The sequence below is a fragment of the Streptomyces sp. CC224B genome, from assembly GCF_030010595.1.
GTDB lineage: Bacteria > Actinomycetota > Actinomycetes > Streptomycetales > Streptomycetaceae > Streptomyces > Streptomyces longispororuber.
Genome location: NZ_JASCXL010000114.1, coordinates 1 through 20,733 on the forward strand (window position 1 = coordinate 1; position 20,733 = coordinate 20,733).

The 20,733-nt window shown below is 73.4% G+C and carries 8 protein-coding genes; 5 read left to right on the top strand and 3 right to left on the bottom strand.

Going from position 1 to position 20,733, the window contains the following annotated elements; genetic code table 11:
- The coding region (locus QK440_RS33035) for a hypothetical protein (protein ID WP_282796933.1) at positions 1 to 220 on the bottom strand (220 nt) is incomplete at its 3' end.
- Between QK440_RS33035 and QK440_RS33040 the strand changes: the two genes are divergently transcribed.
- Positions 182 to 9,667 carry a non-ribosomal peptide synthetase gene (locus tag QK440_RS33040; protein ID WP_282796934.1) on the top strand — a complete coding sequence of 3,162 codons (9,486 nt, stop codon included), beginning with the start codon at positions 182 to 184 and terminating at the stop codon, positions 9,665 to 9,667. The genes QK440_RS33035 and QK440_RS33040 overlap by 39 nt on opposite strands.
- 196 nt (positions 9,668 to 9,863) lie before the next feature.
- Entirely contained in the window at positions 9,864 to 11,093 is a 1,230-nt protein-coding gene (locus QK440_RS33045; protein ID WP_282796935.1) for a cytochrome P450, read from the top strand.
- 208 nt (positions 11,094 to 11,301) lie between these two features.
- Here QK440_RS33045 and QK440_RS33050 read toward each other — a convergent pair whose 3' ends face one another.
- Positions 11,302 to 12,498 (bottom strand): FAD-dependent oxidoreductase, encoded by a 1,197-nt coding sequence (locus QK440_RS33050; protein ID WP_282796936.1) that lies wholly within the window; start codon positions 12,496 to 12,498, stop codon positions 11,302 to 11,304.
- Between the two features lie 112 nt (positions 12,499 to 12,610).
- Complete coding sequence (locus QK440_RS33055) at positions 12,611 to 18,658, bottom strand: non-ribosomal peptide synthetase (RefSeq protein ID WP_282796937.1); 6,048 nt, start codon at positions 18,656 to 18,658, stop codon at positions 12,611 to 12,613.
- Between the two features lie 442 nt (positions 18,659 to 19,100).
- Between QK440_RS33055 and QK440_RS33060 the strand changes: the two genes are divergently transcribed.
- The 3 genes from QK440_RS33060 to QK440_RS33070 are packed head-to-tail and all read left to right on the top strand — an operon-like array spanning position 19,101 to position 20,729.
- Complete coding sequence (locus QK440_RS33060; protein WP_282796938.1) at positions 19,101 to 19,430, top strand: cupin domain-containing protein; 330 nt, start codon at positions 19,101 to 19,103, stop codon at positions 19,428 to 19,430.
- A 16-nt stretch (positions 19,431 to 19,446) separates the two neighbouring features.
- Positions 19,447 to 19,986, top strand: coding sequence for a bacilysin biosynthesis protein BacA (locus tag QK440_RS33065; protein ID WP_282796939.1), 540 nt, complete (start codon positions 19,447 to 19,449; stop codon positions 19,984 to 19,986).
- Positions 19,983 to 20,729 carry a hypothetical protein gene (locus QK440_RS33070; RefSeq protein ID WP_282796940.1) on the top strand — a complete coding sequence of 249 codons (747 nt, stop codon included), beginning with the start codon at positions 19,983 to 19,985 and terminating at the stop codon, positions 20,727 to 20,729. Before QK440_RS33065 ends, QK440_RS33070 begins: the two co-directional genes overlap by 4 nt.
- The last annotated feature ends 4 nt before the right edge of the window (positions 20,730 to 20,733 follow it).

Consider the following 20,733-nt stretch of genomic DNA (forward strand, 5'->3'; position numbering starts at 1 on the left):
CCTGGCCAAAGCCCTCGACCTCCTCGCCCCCGGCGGACGCATCATCATCGGCGACGTACGCAACGCCGGCACCCTGCACCTGTTCAACACCGGGGTCCACTTCGCCCAGCACCCCGACGACGCCCCGGCGGCGGCCCGCGCGGCCATCGCCCGTGCGACGCTCACGGAGCCCGAGCTCGTCGTGGACGCCGAGTGGTTCACCCAGTTCGGCGAGCGGCACGGCGCAGGGGTGGTGGACATCCGCCTCAAGCCGGGCCACGCCCACAACGAACTCACCCGCCACCGCTACGAAGTCGTCCTGCACAAGGACGCGGCCGACGCGGTGGACCTGGCCGCGGTGCCGGCGCTGGTCTGGGGCCGTGAGACGGACACGCTGGCCGGCCTCGCCGAACTGTGTGCCACGCAGGACGGCCCCGTACGGGTCAGGGACATCCCCAACGCCCGTCTCACCGGTGAACTGGACCTGGCCGTGACGGCCGGGGTGGTCCCGGCCCCCGCTGCCACCGGCGCGGCGGTGGACCCGCACGAGCTGCACGAGTGGGCCGCCGAGCACGGCTGGGGTGTGCTGACGACCTGGTCCGGTACAGCGGCGGAGAGCTTCGACGCGATCGTCCTCACGGACGGCCCGTCGGCCGGGCAGGAGTTCTCCGGTGTCTTCCTGCCCTCCGGCCGCGCCGACCGGACGCTCGCCAACTCCCCGGCGGCGGCCAAGCAGATCGGCGTGCTGGTCGGCTCGCTGCGTGACTATCTGCAGGAGCGGCTGCCCGCGCACCTGGTGCCCGCCGCCGTCGTGGCGATCGCCTCGGTGCCGCTGGCCGCCAACGGCAAGCTGGACCGCCGGGCCCTGCCCGCCCCCGACTTCACCGGAGCGGCCACCGGACGGGCGGCACGCACCGCGCGGGAAGAGCTGCTGTGCGACCTGTTCGCCGAAGTCCTCGGCCTGCGGCGGGTCGGCGTCGACGACAACTTCTTCGACCTGGGCGGCCACTCGCTGCTCGCCACCAAGCTCATCAGCCGCATCCGCGCCGAACTGGGCACCGAGGTCGAGCTGCGGACGCTGTTCGACCACCCCACCGTCGCCGGTGTCGCGCTGCACCTGGACGGGAACGCCGGTGTCCGGACGGCCCTGGCACCCGTCACCGAACGGCCCGAGCGGCTGCCCCTGTCGTTCGCCCAGCAGCGGCTCTGGTTCCTGCACAAGGTCGAGGGCCCGTCGGCGACGTACAACATGCCGTTCGTCCTGCGGCTGAGCGGCGAGCTGGACGTGGCCGCGCTGGAGGCGGCCCTCAACGACGTCGTCACCCGCCACGAGTCGCTGCGTACCGTCTACCCGGAGATCGGCGGCAAGCCGTACCAGGACATCCTGGAGCCGGAGCGCGCCCGCGTCGCCCTGACCGTACAGCCGGTGCGGGACGAGGAAGCGCTGCGGGCCGCCATCGGCGCCACGGCCCGCCACACCTTCGACCTGGCACGCGAAGTGCCGGTGGCGGCACGGCTGTTCACCACCGGGCCGACCGAGTCCACGCTGGCGATGGTGATCCACCACATCGCCGCCGACGGCTGGTCCGCCGCGCCGCTGGCCCAGGACCTGGCCACCGCCTACACCGCCCGCACCCGGGGCGGGGTGCCCGTGTGGACACCGCTGCCGGTGCAGTACGCGGACTACACCCTGTGGCAGCGCGAGCTGCTCGGTGACCGCAGCGACCCGGAGAGCCTGTACAACAAGCAGTGCGCGTACTGGGCCAAGCAGCTCGCCGGACTGCCCGAGCAGGTGACCATCCCCGGCGACCGGGCGCGTCCCGCGGTCCTCGCGTACAAGGGCGACCTCCTGCAGCGCACCCTGGGGGCGGACGTCCACCAGGGTGTGAGCGAGCTGGCCCGGGCTTCGGGGGCGACGCCGTTCATGGTGTTGCAGGCGACCATGGCCGCGCTGCTGACGCGCCTCGGAGCGGGCACGGACATCGCCATCGGCAGCGGTGTCGCGGGCCGCACCGACGACAGCCTCAAGGACCTCGTCGGCCTGTTCGTCAACACCTGGGTGATGCGCACCGACACCTCGGGGAACCCGACGTTCGCCGAGCTGCTCGCACAGGTCCGCAAGTCGAGCCTGGCCGCCTACGCCCACCAGGACATCCCCTTCGAGTCCCTGGTGGAGACGCTGAACCCCAAGCGCTCCGCGTCCGTCCACCCGCTGTTCCAGATCGCCCTGGTGCTGCAGAACAACGAGGCGGCGGACTTCGAGCTGCCCGGCCTCCGGGTGCGCGAGGAGGGCGTCGGCACCGGGACGTCCCGCTACGACCTGCTGCTGAGCCTGAGCGAGACGTTCACCGACCGCACCACGCCCGCGGGCATCCACGTCGCGGCGGAGTACTCCACCGAACTGTTCGACGGCACCACGATCGAGACGCTGCTCGACCGCTGGGAGCGGATGCTGACCGCCGCGTTCACCACACCCGCGCAGCGCATCGGCCACGCCGACCTGCTCACCCCCGAGGAGCGGCGCGAGCTGCTGCTCGCCGAACAGCGGCAGACCGCGCAGAGCGTGGCGCCCGCCACGTTCCCCGACCTGTTCCGGGCCTGCCTGGAGCGGTCACCGCAGGCCCTGGCGGTGGAGTCGGCCGACGACTCCTGGACGTACGAGGAGCTGAACGCGCGGGCCAACCGCGTCGCGCACTGGCTGCGTGCCCGCGGCATCGGGCCCGAGCAGTCGGTCGGTGTGTCCCTGCCCCGCAGCGCCCACCAGGTGGCGGTGGCGCTCGGCATCCTCAAGGCGGGCGCGGCGTACCTGCCCATCGCGCTCGACTACCCGGCCGACCGCATCGCCTACATGGTCGAGGACTCCCGCCCCGCGGTGGTCTTCACCACCCGGTCCGCCGCCGACGAACTGCCCGCCGACCTGCCCGCCGACCTCGTCGCCATCGACGCCGAGGACGTCGGGCGGGCCTGGCAGGCCATGCCGGACACCGACCCGGTCACCGGTCTGGTCCCGGACCACCCGGCGTACGTCATCTACACCTCGGGCTCGTCCGGACGCCCCAAGGGCGTCTGCGTCCCGCACACCGGGCTGGCCGCCCTGAGCGTCAAGACCGCCGAGCACCTGGCCATCGACGCGGACTCCCGCGTCCTGCAGCAGGCCTCACCGAGCTTCGACGCGGCCTTCTGGGAGCTGGTGATGGCCCTGACCACGGGCGCGGCCCTCATCGTGCCCGAGCGGCAGCGCCTGGCGGGGGAGGACCTCGCGCGCACCCTGGCCGACCGCGCCGTCACCCATGTCATGGTGCCGCCCAGCGTCGCCGCCACCATGCCCGCCGAGGCCGCGAAGACCCTCACCGGGCTGCGGGTGCTGACCGTGGGCGGCGAGGCCTGCCCGCCCGGCCTGGTCGCCCAGTGGGCACCGGGGCGCAGGGTCGTCAACGCCTACGGCCCCACCGAGACCACGGTGTGCGCCGCCATCAGCACACCCCTCACCCCCGAGCGGGCCCCCATCGGCACGGCCGTCACCGACAACCGGGTGTACGTGCTCGACGAGCGGCTGCTCCCGGTCCCGCCGGGCTCCCCCGGCGAGCTGTACGTGGCGGGGCCGAGCCTGGCCCGCGGTTATGTGCACCGCCACGGCCGGACCTCGGGCGCCTTCGTGGCCGACCCCTACGGCCCGGCGGGCTCGCGCATGTACCGCACCGGTGACGTGGTGCGGCGCGGCAACGACGGGCAGCTGGAGTACCTCGGCCGCGGCGACGACCAGGTCAAGGTGCGGGGCTTCCGCATCGAACCCGGCGAGATCGAGGCGGCCCTCGCCGAGCACCACGGTGTGGCCCACGCGGTCGTCCTGACCCGCACGCTGCGCGGCAGCACCCAGCTCGTCGGCTACGTGGTACCCACCGGTGACCGCGCGGACGCGGGCGACGACTTCGACCTGACCACGGGCGTGACACCGGACGAACTGCGCAAGTTCGCCACCGGGCGGCTGCCGGAGTTCATGGTGCCTTCGGTGTTCGTCCTCATCAACGAGCTGCCGCTGACCGCCAACGGCAAGCTGGACAAGGCCGCGCTGCCCGAGCCGGAGGTCACCGGAGGCGAGTACCGGGCCCCGCGCACGGCCCAGGAGCAAGTCATCGCCGCGGCCTTCGCCGAGGTGCTCGGCGTGGAACAGGTCGGCATCGACGACGACTTCTTCGCCGTCGGCGGCGACTCCATCCGCTCCATCCAGGTGGTGTCCCGCGCCAAGGCACGCGGCGTCGAGGTCACCCCGCGGCAGATCTTCCAGCACCGCACCGTCGCCGAGCTCGCCGCGTCCCTCGACGCCGGCGACCGTGCCACGGTCGCCCTGGCGGAGCTGGAGGGCGGCGGCGTGGGCACCGCGCCCCTGCTGCCGATCGCCCGCTACATCACCGGACTCGGCGGCGGCTTCGACCGGTTCGCGATGTCGGTGGTCCTCGACCTGCCCTCGGGCATCGACCACCAGGGCCTGGTGGCGACGCTGTCCGCGGTCCTCGACCACCACGACGTACTGCGCTCGCGCCTGGTGCCGGGGACGCGGCCGGAGCTGGAGATCACCGCGCCCGGCACGGTCGACGCGGCGTCGCTCGTCCACCGCGTCCCCTGCGACGGAGCCTGGCACGAGGAAGCCTGGCGGGAGAGGGCGGCGCGCGAACTCGACGCCGCCACCAGCCAGCTGGACCCGACGGCCGGGAGCATGGCCCGCTTCGTCTGGTTCGACGCGGGCCCGGAGACGGCCGGGCGCCTGATCATCGTCCTGCACCACCTGGTGGTCGACGGGGTGTCGTGGCGGATCCTCCTGCCCGACCTGGCCCAGGCCTGGGCACAGGTCCGCGAGGGCCGCGCCCCCGAGCTCGCCCCGGTCGCCACCTCGGTACGCCAGTGGGCGCACGCCCTGGTCGACGAGGCCGGACGCCCGGAGCGGGCCGCCGAGCTGGAGCTGTGGCGCTCGGTGGTCGAAGGACCGGACCCGGTGATCGGCTCGCGGCCGCTCGACCCGGCCGCCGACCTGCGCTCCACCGTGGAGACGGTGCGGCTCGAACTGGAGGCGGCGACCACCGAGATCCTGCTCACGACGCTGCCCGCCGCGTTCCACGGCGGTGTCAACGACGGGCTGCTGACCGGTCTCGCCCTGGCGATGGCCACGTGGCGCGAGCGGCGCGGCGTGGACGAGTCCTCGCTGCTGCTGCGCCTGGAGGGCCACGGCCGCGAGGAGGCCGCGGCGCCCGGTGCGGATCTGTCGCGTACGGTCGGCTGGTTCACCAGCATGTTTCCCGTCCGCCTGGACGTGGAGGGCTTCGCCCTGGAGGAGGCGCTCGCCGGCGGCCGGTCCGCGGGCGGCGTCATCAAGGCCGTCAAGGAGCAGCTCAACGCCGTCCCCGACAAGGGCATCGGCTACGGCCTCCTGCGCTACCTCAACCCCGAGACCGCCGAGGTCCTGAAGGCCCACGGCACCGGGCAGGTCACCTTCAACTACCTGGGACGGTTCACGGCGGACACCGAGCCGCGGACGCCCGGCGCGGCCGGCTGGACGATGGCGGCGGACGCGGAGGACCTCGTCGCGGACCTGGACCCGGACATGCCCGCCCTGGCCACCCTCGAGATCAACTGCTACGCCCTCGACGGCGAGCGGGGCCCGCGGCTCAGCGCCGACATCGCCTTCCCCGCCGGTCTGCTCACCCGGGAGGAGGCGCAGGAGTTCGCGGACCTGTGGCGCACGGCCCTGGAGGGTCTGGCCCGGCACGCGGCCCGGCCCGGCGCGGGCGGCCTCACCCCGTCCGACGTGCCGCTGGTCAAGGTGGGCCAGCGCGACCTGGAGGCGTGGGAGGAGGCCTACCCCGGCCTCGCGGACGTGTGGCCGCTGACCCCCGCGCAGTCCGGCATCCTGTTCCACAGCGCGATGGCGGAGTCGTCGTTCGACGCCTACCGGATCCAGCTCGTCCTCCACCTGACCGGTGCCGTGGTCCCGGAGCGGATGCGGGTCGCGGGCCAGGCCCTCCTCGACCGGTACCCCAACATGGGCGCCGCCTTCGTGACCGGCGCGAGCGGTGAGCAGGTGCAGCTCGTCCTCGACCACGTCGAGCTGCCCTGGAAGGCCGTGGACCTGCGCTCCCTGAGCCGGGCCGAGCGGGACGAGGAACTGGAGCGGATCCTTGCCGCCGACCACGCCGAGCACTTCGACCCGGCCGCGCCGCCGATGCTCCGCATGACCCTGGTCCAGATGGACGCGGACCACTCGGAGCTGGTCCTCACCGTCAACCACGCCCTGTACGACGGCTGGTCGCTCGCGCACCTGATGCGCGACCTAATCCTCCTGTACGAGGCCGAAGGCGACGCGTCCGGGCTGCCGCGCGTACGCCCCTACCGGGACTTCCTGGCCTGGCTCGGGCGCCAGGACCACGAGGCGTCGGCCCGGGCCTGGGCCGAGGAGCTGGCGGGCGTCACGGAGCCCACCCTGCTGGCGCGTGCCACCGGCCCGGAGCAGGGCGGCGGCCTCGGGCAACTGGAGCTCCCGCTCGACGTGGAGACCTCCCGCGCCCTCTCACGCCGGGCACGCGAGCTGGGCGTCACCCTCAACACCCTGCTCCAGGGCGCCTGGGGCGTCCTGGTCGGTCAGCTGACCGGGCGGCAGGACGTGGTGTTCGGCACGACCGTCACCGGCCGGCCGCCGCAACTGGCCGGGGTCGACGACATGGTCGGCCTGTTCATCAGCAGCCTCCCGGTGCGGGTGCGCTTCTCCGCGCGGGAGACCCTGGCGCAGGTGCTCACCCGGTTGCAGGAGCACCAGACCACGCTCATGGACCACCATCACCACAGCCTCAGCGAGATCCACGAGACGGTCGGCCTGGGCACGCTGTACGACTCGATGGTGCTCCTGGAGTCGTTCCCGATCGACCGCGAAGGACTCACCCGGGCGCACACGTCGGCCGGGGTCGCCGTCACCGGCATCCGCATGCTCAGCGGCACCCACTACCCGTTGATGCTGGCCGGCACCGCCGACCCGCACCTGCGGCTCGGGCTGCAGTACCAGGACACCAAGTTCACCGCCCACGAGATCGAGCGCATCGCCGCCCGCCTCGGCCGCGTACTCGAACAGCTCGCGGCCGATCCGCACACCCCCATCACCCGTCTCGACATCCTCGACGCGGCGGAACGCGATCTGGTCCTGCGGACGTTCAACGACACGGCGTGCGAGCTGCCCGAGCGGACCGTCACCCAGCTCGTCGAGGAGCAGGCCGCCCGGCGGCCGGAGGCCACCGCGGTCGTCCACGAGGGCGAGCGGCTCACCTACGGCGAGCTGAACGAGCGGGCCAACCGGCTCGCCCGCCACCTCGCCGGGCGGGGCACCGGCCCCGACGACACGGTCGCCGTGGTCCTGCCGCGCACCCCCGAACTGGTCGTGGCGCTGCTCGCCGTCCTCAAGGCCGGAGCCGCCTACGTCCCCATCGACCCGGGCTACCCGAGCACCCGCCTGCGGCACATCCTCGACACGGCCGGGCCCCGGCTGATCCTCACCGACACCACCGCGGCCGATGCGCTCCCCGAGCCGGACACCGAGCTGCTGCACCTGGACCGGACGGATGTGTCGGGCCACCCCGGCACCGACCTGGACGACGGCGACCGGACCCGGCCGCTGCGCCTGGACCACCTCGTCTACCAGGTGTACACCTCGGGCTCGACGGGCCTGCCCAAGGGCGTGGGTCTGACCCACGCCAACCTGGTCAACGCCCTGCACGGCATGGTCGACGAGGTCGGCCTCGCGGCGGGCCCGAAGATGCTGGCGAGCACCTCGATCGGCTTCGACGTGGCCAGCTTCGAGCTGCTGTTCACCCTCACCCGCGGCGGCAGCGTGGAACTGGTCCGCGACGTCCTGGCCCTGGCCGAGCGCGACCACTGGGACCTGGACGTGATCAGCTCGGTGCCCTCGGCCTTCGCCGAACTCGTCGACCAGCTCGGCGAGCGCGTCACGCCCAAGGCCCTGCTCTTCGCCGGTGAGGCCCTCACCCCGGCGCTGGTGGACCGCGTCCGCGCCCAGTGGCCCGAGGCCCGCATCGTCAACTGCTACGGGCCCAGCGAGGCGTTCTACGCCACCTCCCACGTCCTGGACGGCGACGCCTCCTACGCGGCGGGCGTACCGATCGGACGACCGCTGAACAACCTGCGCGGCTACGTCCTGAACCCCGCCCTGACCCCGGTCGCCCACGGCGCGGTCGGCGAGCTGTACCTGGCCGGCGCGGGCGTGGGCCGCGGCTACCACGGGCGCCCGGCGCAGACCGCCGAGCGCTACCTGGCCGACCCGTTCGGCCCCGCGGGCGGCCGCATGTACCGCACCGGCGACCTGGCCCGCTGGACCGCCGACGGGCACCTGGAATACCTCGGCCGTGCCGACTCCCAGGTCAAGATCCGCGGCTTCCGCATCGAACCGGGCGAGGTCGAGGCCGCGGTGGCCGCGCACCCCGAGGTCGCCCAGGCCGCGGTCGTCGCCCGCGGCAGCGCGGGCAGCAAGCAGCTCGTCGCCTACGTCGTCCCGGCGGACAGCGGCGAACCGTCCACCGCCGGGCTGCGCGCCTTCGTGTCCGAGCGGCTGCCGGAGTACATGGTGCCCGCCGCGTTCGTCACCCTGGAGCGGCTCCCGCTGTCCCCCAACGGCAAGCTCGACCACAAGGCGCTGCCCGCGCCGCAAGTCACCGCCGCGGCGGCCTACCGGGCACCGCGCACCCCGCAGGAGGAAGTCCTCGCGGGCCTGTTCGCCGACGTCCTCGGCATCGACAAGGTCGGCGTCGACGACAACTTCTTCGACCTCGGCGGCCATTCGCTGCGCGCCACCCGCCTGGTCGGCCGCATCCGCACGGTCCTCATGGTCGACGTGCCGATGCGGGTCGTGTTCCAGTCACCCACCGTCGCGGGCCTCGCCGCCCACCTGAACGGCGGCGACGCGGCCACCGACCACACCGATCCGTTCGGCGTGGTGCTGCCGCTGAAGACGGGCGGCGACAAGGCGCCGGTCTGGTTCATCCACCCCGGTATCGGCCTGTGCTGGTCGTACCTGGGCATGGCGACGCAGCTCGGCGACCGCCCGGTGTACGGCATCCAGGCCCGCGGCTACGACGGCACACCGCTGCCGGAGAGCTTCGAGGCGATGGTCGAGGACTACGTGGAACAGATCCTCACCGTCCAGCCGGAGGGCCCGTACCACTTCGTCGGCCACTCCATGGGCGGCACCCTGTCCCACGCCGTCGCCGCCGAACTCCAACAGCGCGGCCACGACGTGCCGTTGGTCGCCGTCCTGGACGCCGCGCCCAGCACCACGTTCGCCCAGCAGAACGTGGTCCTCGACCCGTCGCAGGCCCGGGAGTTCCTCCAGGGCTACCTCCCGGGCGGCCAGGACGACACCGACCGCCGGGCCCTCATCACGAACGGCACGACCCTCATGGTCGAACACGTACGGCTCGTCCGCGCGTACGCCCAGCCCGTCTACCGGGGCGACGTCGTGTTCTTCAACGCCACGCTCAGCCCGGAGGCGTCGGCCGACCACTGGAAGCCGTACGTGCGCGGCACCGTGCGGACGTACGACATCGACGCCACCCACTTCGGCATGGTGTCGCCGCAGCACGCGGACGACATCTGCGCGATCATCAACCGCTGTCTCGACGCCCAGGAGCCACGGTGAGCACGAACCCGGTGGACGACGCGGGTGGCGGCCTCCGCCGCCGACCCGCGTGTCCCCGTTCGGGTCGGCCGGTGCACACACCGGCCGGCCGGGGCCGCCACCTCGCGGCCCCGACTCCTGCGATCCGAGGAACTCCCGAGGAACTCCGGGGCACGTCCCAGGAGTTCCAGGAGGCCTCAAGGAAGAGAGAAGCATCGTGGCGGAACAGATCTCCAGGCTGACGAACGCGGCCGTGAGCAACCCCGCGGAGTACGGGCCCCTGCGCGAGCAGGGCCCCGTCTTCCAGACGGTCATCGACGGTGTCGAGCTTCCGGTCTGGTTCATCTCTGATTACGAGGAGTGCAGGGAGGCACTCAACGACCCGCGCTTCATCCGTGACGTGACCAAGGTGCCGGGAAGGGAAGGGCCCGGCCTCGCGGAGCAGATGCTCGGGGGCGCCGGTCTGCCCGAGGAGTACTTCAAGTACTTCGGCAACCTCAGCCTCTCCGACGGCGAGGAGCACACCCGGATGCGCAACGCGGTGGGCCGCGCCTTCACCGCCCGCCGCGTCAACGCGCTGCGGCCGAGCCTGGAGAGGACGACCTCGGACCTCTACGCCGCCCTGTCGGCGAAGAAGGAGGCCGACCTGGTCGCGGAGCTCGGCTACCCGATCGCCACGGCCGCCATCTGCGGGCTCATGGGCATCGAGGAAGCCGACCGGCCGCAGCTCCAGAGCTGGATCCTGGAGCTGCTCTCATACAACCCCGAGCAGTTCGTCCCGGCCGTCCGCGGCATCGTGGAGTACTACCAGGACCTGATCGCGCGCCGCCGCGCCGAGCCCACCGACGACCTGGTCTCGGAGCTGCTCAAGCCGGGCGGCACGGACCAGGACCTGCTGGCCGAGGACGCGATCATCTCGATCTTCATGCTCCTGACCAGCACGGGCATCGCGCCGCCCGCGCACTTCCTCGGCCAGGCGGTCCTCACCCTGCTCACCCACCCCGACGAACTCGCCACGCTGCGCGCCCGGCCGGAGCTGCTGGCCAAGCGCGCGGTCCCGGAACTGCTCCGCTACACCACCTCCGCACCGACCGGAGGCCCGCTGCACGCGGGCGAGGACTTCGAGTTCCACGGCTGCCCCGTCAAGCGGGGGGACGTCGTCGTCCCCTCACTGATCGGCAGCAACCACGACCCGAAGCAGTTCAGCGACCCCCAGCGGCTCGACCTCGCCCGCGACCTGGGGCCCGGCATCGGACACCTGGCATTCGGCAGCGGCGCGCACTACTGCACCGGCGCGTCCCTCGCCCAGTTGGAGACGGAGGTCGTCGTCGACACGTTCCTGCTCAAGAACCGGACGGTGGAGCTCGCGGTCGAACCCGATCAGCTCCCGTACGTCGACATTCCGGGCAAGGGCACCGCGCTCGCCGCCCTGCCGGTGCGCTTCTGACACCACCGACGGCACGCACGCCCTCACGCCCCGCAGAAGGCGAGGCCGTCCGGACTCCGCACCACGGGTCCGGGCGGCCTCGCCGCCGTTCCGGCGCCGTGGGCGGCCACCGGCGACGCGCCGGGAACACCACGAAGCTCCCCGCCCCACGGGCCCCCTGCCGAGGTCACCGTGTCGCGAGGAGCTTCGTGCGCCGGTCCGCGCCCTGCTACGCGGCCGCGAGCAGGTCGAGCAGCTCGGGCGTGACGAACTCGTCCGACGGACAGGCCCCCGACATCGCCGAGAAGTAGCGATCGGTGAGTTCGGCGCTGCCCGCGATGACCCGGAGCAACGCGAGCTGGTGCTTGCCGGCCGCCAGCCCGGCGGTGGTCAGGGTGTGGCGGTAGTCGGCGGTGAGCATCGCGTCGCGCTGCGCGTGGAACCCCCGCAGCGCGTCGTCGAGCCGCCGCGGGTCGTGCAGCCCGTCGCCCACGCGGTCGACGAGCAACTGCACCTGGCGGAAGGCGTCCGTGATGCCCCGCGCCGTGATGGAGTCCTTGTGGTGCCCGGCGTCCCCCACCAGCACCCACCCCGGGCCGCTCGCCCTGCGGAAGAAGTTCCGCTGGTCGCCCGTGCCGTGCAGGCGCTCCAGCCTGCGGCCGCCGGCCATCTGCTCGCGCAGCTCCGGGGCGATGGCCCCGACGGCACCGAGCAGCTCCCCGAGCGCGTCCGCCCGCACCTCCTTGAAGCGGTGCTGGGGGAAGTACGCGCCGACCAGCGTCGCGCCGCCGTGGGTCGGGATGGTCCCCACCCAGCTCCCCGGCGCCTCGTACAGCCGGAACCGCCGCGGCAGGTCCGACCAGTACGTGTAGTAGGCGCACGTCAGCTTCGGGTCCTCGACCTCGACCGGCGCGCCGGCCTTGGCGGCCACCGTGGAGCGCATGCCGTCCGCGCCGACGACCAGGGCGGCGCGCACCGTGTACTCGGTGCGGCCCGTGCGCACCCGGACCCCGGTCACCCGGTCGCCGTCGAACGTCAGGTCGAGCACGGTGGAGTCCTCGCGGAACTCGGCGCCCGCGGCGACCGCGGCCCGCGCCAGGACCGCGTCGAGGAGGTGCCGCCGGGGGGCGTACGCGGCCCGCTCCCCGTCGACCGCCCAGGAGCAGCCCTCCAGGTGGATGTCCGCCACGCGGTAGCTGGCCCGGTCGATGGGCGGGCACCCGGTGGCGACCACGTCGGGAAGCACGTTCCACCGCTTGAGCAGGGCGACCCCGGGCTGGTGGATGAGCAGGGTGGAGAGCGTGTCCCGGGGGAAGCGCGCGCGTTCCAGGAGCAGGACCCGGTAGCCGGCCCGCGCGAGGAGCATGGCGGTGGGGGAGCCGGCGACGCGGGCGCCCACCACGACGACGTCGTACGAGTCGTTCATCGAGGACCTCCAGCGGTACGGGGACGGCGGCGGCGCTCGTGTCCGGCGGCGTCGTACGGAGCCGTGTACGTGTCGAGGAGCCGCGGGCGGCGCCGGGGGCCCGGCCCGGGCCTCACGACCGGTCCCCCCTGTCCATCCGGCGCAGCGCGGGCTTGGTGGACTTGGCGGCCTTCTTGACCACCTCCGCCAGGTCGACGATGGTGGCGGACTCGAAGATGGACCGGATCGCCACGGTGACGCCGAGTTCCTTGCGGATACGGCTGCTGAGCCGGGTCGCCATCAGCGACGTGCCGCCCAGGGCGAAGAAGCCGTCGTCGATGCCGATGTCGTCGACCTCAAGCACCTCCGCGAACAGCGCGCACAGCACCTCCTCCTGCCGGTCGCGCGGCTCGCGGTGGACGTGCTCCGCCCGCTCCGCCGAGGCCAGCGCGGACACGTCGACCCTGCCGTTCGGCAGCCGGGGCAGGTAGGTCAGCGGCACGACCGCGTCCGGGAGCATGCAGCGCGGCAGCCGGGAGGCGGCGAAGGCGGCCAGCTCCTCGGTGTCCACACCGGCGCCCGCCACGTACGCGCTCAGGTGCGGCACACCGTCCTCGGCCCCCGCCACGACGGCGACGTCGGTCACCTCCGGGTGCTCGGCCAGGACCGCCTCGATCGCGGGCGGACTGATCCGTACGCCGCGGACGGTGACCTGTCCGTCGGCGCGGCCGACGGGCTCCAGGCCGCCGTCGTGGCCGAGGCGCACCAGTTCACCGGTGCGGACCATGCGCGACGCGCCCGGGCCGAAGGGGTCGGGGACGAACCACGCCGCCGTGGTCCCGGGCCGGTCGAGGTAGCCGAGCCCGAGTGCCGGACCGGCCACGTACAGCTCGCCGACGGCACCCGGCGGTGCGGGCTGGAGCGTGTTGTCGAGCACGTGGAACCGCGTGCCCGGCGACGGCGTACCCACGGCCGCCTGTGCGGGGGACAGGGGCCAGGAGGCACCCACGGGGCCGTACTCCGGTGCGGCGTGGACGGTCGTGCCCTTCTCCAGGTCACCCGGCACACCGGCGTCGGCGCGCACCTCGGCGGCGGCGAACTCGACGCCGCCCCCGGCACACACCGCGCCGAGCACGTCGACCAGCCACGACCCGAAGTCGCCGGTGCGGTCCAGGAGCAGCCTGGCCTCCGCCGCGGCGTACGCGACGCGCGCGGCCAGGGCCTCGTGGCTGACCGCGACGGTCCTGCGGCCGTCCGCATGCCCCCACGCGGGCAGCAGCGCGGCGACGTCCATCGGGCGCACCGCCTGCAGCGCGCCCGCTCCCGTGCCCGGCGCGGGCAGGCCGGTGACCACGAGGTCCGCGTCGTCGTCCGGGGCCACCAGACAGCCGCCCGTACGCTGCGCCGCGACCAGTGCCACCACGGCGTCCGGCGGGGACGGCAGGCGGACGGACACCGTGGTCCCCGGCGCGACACCGCGCCCGGCCCACGCCCGCGCCACCTCCGTGGCCCTGCGGTCGAGGTCCCGGTAGGTGAGCGCGTGCCCGTCGCCCCGCACCGCCACGGCGTCCGGTGTCCGCTGCGCCCGTGCGGCCAGCAGCGCGGACACCGTCTGCCCGGCGGGCGCCGCTTCCTCGGCGGCCGGGGCGGTCCGCTCCGACGCCAGGAGGGCGTCCACCGCGCCGACGCGCAGGTCCGGGTCGTGCGCGAGCTGGCGCAGGATCCGGGTGAACCGGGCCGCGACACCGGCCGCCTCCTCCCGGCCGAAGACGTCCCGCCGGTACTGCACGCAGGGGCGCAGCGGGCTGTCGGGCTCGGCGAACACCATGAGGGCCAGGGGGTAGTGGCTCACCGTGAAGGAGCGGATCCCCACCACCTGCAGCCCGGCCGCGCGGCCCGCGGTGGCGATGCCGGTCCGGTCGAGCGGGAAGGACTGGAAGCCGACCACCGTGTCGAACAGCGCCGTCACGCCGGACGCCTGGTGCAGCTCGCTCAGTCCGTGGTGGTGGTGGTCGAGCAGCACGGCCTGCCGGCGTTGCAGGTCGACGACCAGGTCGCCGAGCGCCCGGGAGGGGGCGCAGTCCAGGCGGACCGGCACCGTGTTGAGCAGCATGCCCACGATCGCGTCCACGCCGGGCACCGCGGGCGGCCGCCCGGAGACGACGGCCCCGAACAGGACGTCCCGCCGCCCCGTCAGCCGCGAGAGCAGGACCGCCCACGCCGTCTGGACGAGGGTGTTCACCGTGACCCCGAGCCGCGCGGCGCACGCGGCGACCGCCTCGGACTCCGCCGCGGAGAGCGCCGCGTCCACCTGCCCGATGCCCTCGCCGCCGTCGGTCCCGCGCCCGCCGGCGACGAGCGTCGGCCCGTCGACGCCGTCGAGTTCGCGCGCCCACACGGCCGCCGACTCCGCCGGGTTCTGCTCGGCGCGCCACTGGAGGAAGTCCCGCTGGGTGCGTGCCCGCGGCAGGTCCGCGGAGCGGGACCCGTAGTGCAGCAGCAACTCCCGTACGATCAGCGGGACCGACCAGCCGTCGACGACCGCGTGGTGCGCGGTCAGGACGAGGTCCGCCACGTCGGGCGCGCCGCGGACGAGCGTCATGCGCAGCATCGGGGGAACCACCGGGTCGAAGTGTTCCCGCAGGTCGTCGGCGAGCAGTCGCTCGAACGCGGTCGCGCGCGCGGCCTCGTCCAGGTCACGGAGGTCGACCACGCGCCACGGCAGCTCGGCGTCGGCGAGGACGAGCTGGGCCGTCTCCCCGCGCTCGTCGGGGGCGAAGACCGACCGGAGGCCCGCGTGCCGTGACAGCAGCCGCTGCCCGGCCGCGCGCATCCGCGCCGCGTCGAGCGGTCCGAGCAGTCGCAGGACGTACTGCACCTGGTAGGCGTCGAAACCGGAGTCGACGGTCATGCTGTGGAACAGCAGGCCCGACTGCAGCGGCGTGAGCGGCCAGACGTCGACGAGGTCCGGGTGCCGCTCGGCCCAGCCGTCCAGGTCGGCCTGCGTGACCGGCACCAGCGGTACGTCGGAGGGCGTCAGCCCGTGGACCCCCGGGACGGCCGCGCGGCGGGCCAGTCCCGCCAGCGCGGTGCACCACAGGTCCGCCAGTTCCTCGACCTCGTGACGGGCCAGCACGCCCGAGGGCGCGGCGAACACCGCACGCAGTTGCGGCCCTTCCTCCGTGTCGACGAGGCTCGCGTTGATGTCCAGCTCCGCGGGCGCGGGCATCCTCGGGTCCTGGCCGCTGTCCAGGTGCGCGAGCAGGGGCACGTCGACGCGGCTCCAGGAGCCGGTGCCGGCCGGGGCGAAGCGCCCCAGGTAGTTGAAGCCCACCTGCGCCATCGGATACCCGTCGAGCACGGCCGCGGTGTCGTCGTTGAGGTGGCGGAGCAGCCCGTACCCGATGCCCCGGTCGGGCACCGCCCGCAGGCGCTGCTTGGCCAGCATGACGGCGCGGCCCGCGGCCGGGCCGCCGGCGAGCGCGTCGGTGACGTCGACGCCGTCGAGGTCGAGCCGGAGCGGGTACACGGTGGTGAACCACCCCACCGTCCGCGACAGATCGGCCCCCGGGGCCGCGCTCTCCTCCCGGCCGTGCCCCTCCATCCGGATCAGCACGGACGACTCGGCGTCGCCCCGGGCGCGCCGCCGCGCGGTCAGCGCCAGGGCCAGCGCGGCGAGCAGACCGTCGAGGACCTCCCCGCGGAACACCGCCGGCACGGTGGTCAGCAGCGCCTCGGTGACCGGCACCGGCACGGTCACCGGGACCTCGGCCACGGTGGCGACCACGTCGACCGACGGGTCGAGGCGGCGTGCGCCGAGCAGGGGGTCGGGACCGGCCAGGATCGACCGCCACAGCGGCAGTTCGGCCAGCCGTCGCGGGGAGCGCGCCTCCTCGGCCAGCGCGTGGGCCCAGGTGCGCATCGAGGTCCGCACCTCCGGCAACCGCGGTGTGCGCCCGTCGCGGACGGCGGCCCACGCGTCGGCGAGGTCGGACTGCAGGATGCGCCAGGACACGCCGTCCACGACGAGGTGGTGCAGCACCACGAGCAGGGTCCCCGGCCGGCCGTCGAACCAGACGAAGCGGGCGAGCGCCCCGGAGGCCGGATCCAGGCTCGCGGTCGCCCGGTCCAGGTGCCCTGCGACGGCCCGCTGCCACTCCGGGCCGGCCTCCTCGGCGCCCTCGACCCGGTCGACGGCGGGCGCGACCGTACCGGGAGGCGCCACCACGACCTCGTCCCCCACCAGGCGCGCCCGCAACATGTCGTGCCGGTCGAGGACCGCCAGCAGGGTCTGCTCCAGGCCCGCTTCGTCGATCCCGTCCGGCAGGGACACGACCATCGCCTGCGCGAAGCGGTCGAAGCCCGGACCCCAGTCCCGGATCCACCGGGCGACCGGCAGCATCGGCATCGGCCCGACGCCGCCGCCCTCGAGCTCCGCCAGCACCTCGACCGACGCCGCCGACCGCGTCGCCGCGAGCTCCGCGAGGGCGGCCACCGTCCGCCGCTCGAAGACGTCCTGGGCACTGAGGTGGACACCGCGCTCCCGCAGGCGCGAGACGACCTGGATCGACTGGATGCTGTCGCCGCCGATCACGAAGAAGTCGTCGTCGACACCGACCTCGTCGAGCCCGAGCACCTCGGCGAACTGCCGCGCCAGCGCCGCTTCCGTCTCGTCCCGCGGCGCCTGGTAGGCACGCAGCCGCAGCCGGGGCGCGGGCAGCGCCGCGAGGTCGGGCTTGCCGTTGGGGGTGAGCGGGATCCGCTCCAGCGGCACGAACGCCGCCGGGACCATCGCGGCGGGCAGGTGCCGTGCCGCGAACGCGCGGAGGTCACCGACCGAGAACGACGGCTCCAGCGCGAGGGAGCCGTAGGAGTCGCTCGCCACGCCGCTCTCCCGCTCCCCGCGCTCCTTCGGTACCACGTACGCGACGAGCTGCTTGCTGGACCGCGTGTCGCGCGCGACGACCACGGCGTCCGCGACGCCGGGGTGCGCGGCGAGGACGGCCGCCACCTCATGGGTCTCGATGCGTACGCCGTGGATCTTGACCTGGGTGTCGGCCCGCCCGTGGAAGGCGAACGTGCCGTCGGCAGCCCGGGCCGCCAGGTCACCGGTGCGGTACATCCGGGCACCGGGCGGCCCCGACACGTCCGGGACGAACCGGGCCGCGGTCTCGCCCGGGTTGCCCAGGTAGCCGCGGGCCAACAGGGGGCCCGACACGTACAGTTCGCCCACGGTGTCCGGCGGGGCCGGGCGCAGCGCGGCGTCCAGGACCTGGACCCGCGCGCCCTCGACGGCGCGGCCGATGGTCGGCGCCCGGCCGTCGGCGACCAGCGGCGCGCTCATGGTGGCGCACACGGTGGTCTCGGTCGGACCGTAGGCGTTGATCATGTTCCGGTCGCCGGCCCAGGCCTCGACGAGGTTCGGTGTGGTCACGTCCCCGGCGACCACCAGGCACTCGACGCCGGGCATCGCGTCGGTGGGAAGCGTGGCCAGCACGGGCGGCGGCAGCGTCACATGGGTGACCCGCCGCGACGTCAGGGTCCCGGCGAGCGGCCGGCCGGGGGCGAGGTCGGCGTCGTCGGCCAGCACCAGCGTCGCGCCGCAGAGCAGGGCCATGCACAGCTCCCACACCGAGGCGTCGAACCCAGGCGAGGCGAACTGCAGCACCCGGCTGCCCGGGGTGACGCCGAGCCGGGTGGCGTGCGCGGCGGCCAGGCCGGCGAGCCCGCTGTGCGTGACCACCACGCCCTTGGGCCGGCCGGTGGACCCCGAGGTGTAGATGACGTAGGCGCTCTGCGCGGCCCTGGGGAACGCCGGCACCGGGGCGTTCCCGTCGAGCTCCTCGGGGCGGAGGACCGGTACCGTCACACCGGGCAGTTCGGCGGTGGTGGACGCGTCCGCCACCAGGAGCGCGCAACCGGATGTGTCGACCATGTAGGCGAGGCGCTCGGCCGGGTGCGCGGTGTCCAGCGGAAGGTACGCCGCCCCCGCGCGGACCACCCCGAGCAGGACGGTCACCCACTCCACCGATCTGCGCAGCGCGACCGCGACGACGGATTCGGCCCGCACCCCGGCGGCGAGCAGCCCGCGCGCCACCTGCTCGGCCCGCTCGTCCAGCTCCCGGTAGGTCAACGACACGGCGCCGTCCTCCACGGCCACCGCGTCGGGCGACGTCGTCACCCAGTGGTCGAACAACTCCGGCAGAGATCGTGCGCCACCCTCAGCGCCTGAGCCCCGTCGTGCCACGTTCCGTCCCCCCACGGTTCCTCCTCACATGATTCCGTACGGCAATCTCCGAGAGCTCGAAGCAGTGCAAGGCGACTGCCACATCCTTTATCCGGCGTCTGAACACAACTGCCCGGGTGCTCGGACTGTCAAGAAGTGCATCCCGCGACTTCCAATGGTCCACTGTTGGCCGTGCGGAGCTTGCCGGACGTCCTGTTGCCGGGACATTCGACGGTACGCTCTGCTGATGAATCCGCGGGGAGGCGGAGGGCGCACCCGAACGGAATTTCTCGATCCACATCGGGGTGCGCCGGGCGGAATTATCTGATCCGTATCGGGGCGCACTGCGCCCGCCCATTCGGTTATACCGCAGCTCACCGACTACGGGAGTACGGCAATGGCAGCGAAGAAACACCGTTCGGGCACATCGGTGATCACCGATATGTTCCCGAAAGCACGCGTCGAGTTCGTCCACGGCGACACGATGACGATCACACTGTGGGAATTCGATCAGGGCGGCGACGTGCCGTCCCACCAGCACCCGCACGAGCAGATCGTGCACTGCCTCGAGGGCACGTTCGAGGTCACGGTCGACGGCGAGGTCGTCGTGCTCGGCCCGGGTGAATCGGTGGTCATCCCCTCCGGCGTCGAACACGCGGCACACGCGCGGACCGCCGCCCGGGGAATCGACGTCTTCCATCCGGTACGCGAGGATTACCGGCGCTGAAATGAAGGGAACGCCCGTGTCCAGTAACGACCGCCACCTCACGGTCCACACGTTGGGGCCGTCAGGAACGAACTGCGAAGCGGCCGCACATCACTACCTGGAACAACGCAACTACAAGCAGGGCGGCGTCGTTCTCTACGACACGCTCGAAAGCGCGGTCGACGGTGTTATGGCCGACCCTTACGACAGCGTGCTGCTCGGCTGCGTCGTCTATCCGAAGCTGAACGAGATCGTCTTCCGGAACCTCAAGTCGATGTCGCTGCACGAATGCTTCATGATGCCGACCCACCGCATGGTGCTCGCCGGACGTGATCGAATTCCGGTACGGAAAGTACTGAGCCACCCCGCGCCCGTCGGCCTCATCGAGGACCGCGGTTACGACATCCGGCTCGTGACGAGCAACGCCGCGGCCGCGGTGGAGTGCGCCGCCGGCGGGGCGGACGCGTGCATCACGACCGCTGTCGCCGCCGAGGCGAACGGCCTGGATCTCCTCGAGGACTTCGGCCCGGTGCACATGGGCTTCAGCATCCACGTGCCCCACGGGACCACGCTGTGACCGCGGGCACCGACGTCCGGCGCACCGGCCCCGGGGCACCGCTCGAGGAGACGTACGACCTGGTCGCGGCAGCGGTGCGGGAGCACGGCATCGCCACACCGACGATCGCGGACGTGCTCGACGCGCTGGGCGTCACCAACCGCGCACTGGACGCGCGACTGCACCGCGTGTCGGCCCAGGACGGGATGTTCTTCGGCGCCGCGTACACCGTCAGCTGGGTTCCGGTACGCAAGGGCCCCAGCATCGTCGCCGCCTCCCCGAGCACCTGGCGAGAGGTCCGCGACTTCCTGGTGCCCCAGGTCGTCGACGGGCAGGGGATGGTCTACGTCGCGGGCTCCGGGCCGCTGGTCACCGACGCCGCCCTCGCGGGCGGGCTGTCCACGACCTACCTGCTGGAGCAACTGCGGTTCGAGGGACTCGTGCTGGGCGGCGCCATCCGCGACCGGGACGTCGTCGAGCAGAGCACCCGTCCGGTCGTCGCGAGCAACTTCGTCCCGACCGACACCCAGGGCGCGTACCGCGTCGAGTCGGCCGGCGACACCTGTCTGGTCGGCCACGTGCCGGTGCACACCGGCGACTGGGTGTTCTCCGACGGCAACGGCACGGTGGTGGTCCCGGCGGCACGGCTGCGGGAGGTACTGACCGCGGCCGGAGCCACCGGACGCACCGAGCGCGACGTCCTGCGGCGCATCAGGGCCGGCGAACGACTCCCGAACCTCATCGACGAGGTCGGCACCATCTAGACCC

Bases quoted from the DNA above. Each gene is read 5' to 3' on its own strand.
- QK440_RS33050 (WP_282796936.1), bottom strand. From the start codon at position 12,498: ATGAACGACTCGTACGACGTCGTCGTGGTGGGCGCCCGCGTCGCCGGC.
- QK440_RS33060 (WP_282796938.1), top strand. From the start codon at position 19,101: ATGGCAGCGAAGAAACACCGTTCGGGCACATCGGTGATCACCGATATG.